At 74.1% G+C, this 2,341-nt stretch carries 2 protein-coding genes; one reads left to right on the top strand and one right to left on the bottom strand.

The features are described 5' to 3' along the window. Nucleotides 1–19 precede the first annotated feature (19 nt). On the bottom strand, nucleotides 20–652 hold the full coding sequence (locus E1193_RS31165; RefSeq protein ID WP_132186702.1) for an RNA polymerase sigma factor: 633 nt from the start codon (nucleotides 650–652) through the stop codon (nucleotides 20–22). 505 nt (nucleotides 653–1,157) lie between these two features. Between E1193_RS31165 and E1193_RS31170 the strand changes: the two genes are divergently transcribed. After that, on the top strand, nucleotides 1,158–2,341 hold a 1,184-nt coding region (locus tag E1193_RS31170), incomplete at its 3' end, for a serine/threonine-protein kinase (protein ID WP_207922946.1).

Below are 2,341 nucleotides of genomic sequence, written 5' to 3' on the forward strand. Positions count from 1 at the left end.
CATCCAGTGTCCCCTCACGTCATCCGTCCGCCGACTCGACACGGGCGTCGGGGGCCCGTCGACCGCGTCGGGGCAGGGGCGGGGTAACCCGCTCCTCAGCTTCCGCCGGCCGGGACGCGTCCCGCCGGTCCAGCAGCACAGCCAGCCGACGCAGTCCGCGGTGTGCGGCCGTCCGGACCGCTCCCGCCCGCCGCCCGAGCACCCGGCCGGCGGTCTCGGCGTCCAGCCCGATCACCGCCCGCAGCAGCACCGCCTCCGCCTCGCGGGGTGGCAGCGTGGCGATGAGCGCCAGCGCCGCCTCGGTTCCGATGGTCTCACCGGCCCGTTCGGCCGTGTCGACGCCGCCGGCCACCTCACTCAGCGCCTGGACCGGCACCGTCAGGGCGGGACGGCGTCGCTGGCGGCGAAGGTGGTCCATGGCCCGGTTGCGAGCGATGGTGACCGTCCACGCCCGGAACTCGCCACCGGTGAAACGGGGCAGGTCCCGGGAGATCTGCAACCAGGTCTCCGACGCGACGTCCTCGGCGTCCGGCCCGACGAGCACGGTGAGGTAGCGCAACAGACCCGGCTGGAGGCTGCGGTAGAGGTAGCGGAAGGCTCCCTCGTCGCCGGCCTGCGCGGCGACCACCGCCTCGGTCAGCTCACCGGTCATGCGTCCGCCGTCCCCGCCGCCCGGCCCCTGGCCACGGCCTGAGGAGATGCGTCGTGCACCATCAGCCCCCCGCTGACCGCTGGTCGCGCCCGTGCCGGCAGGCCCGGGCGGCATGTCTGACCCCCGCCGGCAGTACGGGCGTCGGCGTGGATGCCGTACCGGCACCGTGGGCCGGCCAGGGTCGCGCTAACGCTAGGAGCGGATCGGCGGGGGGACAAGTCGCGGGCACGACCCGTCGGAGTGAGAATTGTCTACCTCCGCCGACGGTGTGTCGATGTAACACCGGCGGTCCGCCGGACGCTCCCCCCGCAGTTCAGGGTAGGCGTGGTGTTCCGGGAGGCCGTTTCGCCCCAGCTTACGCATCGATTCTCCCGGCATCGTGACGTCGCGTCGGGAGGTCGTCACGCACCGGTCCGTGCCGACCGTCGGAGCCGGGTCACCCGGCCTGCCGGACGGCATCCCCCCGGGATCGCCGTGAGTCCTTCTCGCAACCTCTGGGTACGGTATGGAGGTGTTGTCATCGGAGGTCGTGCTCAGCGGTCGCTACCGCCTCGACGAACGTGTCGCCACCGGCGGCATGGGCGACGTCTGGCGTGCCACCGACCTCGTCCTGGGTCGCCGGGTCGCGGTGAAGGTGCTGCTGCCCGCACTGGTCTCCGACCCCGATTTCATCGCCCGTTTCCGCGCCGAGGCGCGGATCATGGCCGCGCTGCGCCATCCCGGCATCGTGCAGGTCTTCGACTGCGGCGAGGACCACCTGGACGACGGTGGGCGGGCCGACTACCTCGTCATGGAGTTCGTCGAGGGCGAGCCGCTGTCCCGGCGGATCGAGACCGCCGGGCACCTCGACGTCGACGAGACCATGTCGATCGTGGCGCAGGCGGCCCAGGCGCTGCACGCCGCGCACGCCGGCGGCATCGTGCACCGGGACGTCAAGCCGAGCAACCTGCTGGTGCAGGAGGACGGCACCGTGGTCCTGGTGGACTTCGGCGTCGCCCGCTCGACCAACGTGACGAGCATCACCAGCACCAACGCGGTGCCGGGCACGGCGCTCTACATGGCACCCGAGCAGGCCGCGGGCCGGCCCGTGTCGGGCGCCACCGACATCTACGCGCTGGGTGCGGTCACCTACTGCTGCCTGACCGGCACCCCGCCCTTCACCGGCGACAACCCGCTCCAGGTGGCGGTGCGCCACCTGGACGACGAGCCGCCCGCGCTCCCCGCCGACATCCCCGCGTCCGTCCAGTCCCTGGTGGCCCGGGCACTGGCCAAGGACCCGGCGGATCGGTTCGCCAGCGGCGCGGAGATGGCCGCGGCGGCCCGGGCGGCGCTCGGCGACGACAGCGCCGCACCGACCGCGCTGGTGGCCCCTGTGCCGAGCAGCCGGACCAGCACCCGAAACGCCGTGCCGGCGCTTCCGGCGGCGACCGTGGCGGCGCCCCGGCGTGGCCGGGGTCGGCGTGGTTCCCTGGCCGGCGCGCTGGCCGCGGTGCTGGTCGCGCTCACCGCGCTCGGCGCCGCGCTGGGCGCCACCACGGACGCCGGCGATCGGGCAACCGACATCAAGAGCACGCCGACCACGGCCGTACCGAGCGACCCGGCGCACCTGCCGGCCGTCGCCGAGGAGAGCGAGAGCTTCCAGCCGAACCGGCCCGACCGCACCGGGAACAACGGCACCCGCCCCTCGCC

The sequence above is a fragment of the Micromonospora sp. KC606 genome (assembly GCF_004348675.1).
GTDB lineage: Bacteria > Actinomycetota > Actinomycetes > Mycobacteriales > Micromonosporaceae > Micromonospora.

Coding starts and splice junctions, on each gene's coding strand:
- E1193_RS31165 (WP_132186702.1), bottom strand. CDS start 652: ATGACCGGTGAGCTGACCGAGGCGGTGGTCGCCGCGCAGGCCGGCGAC.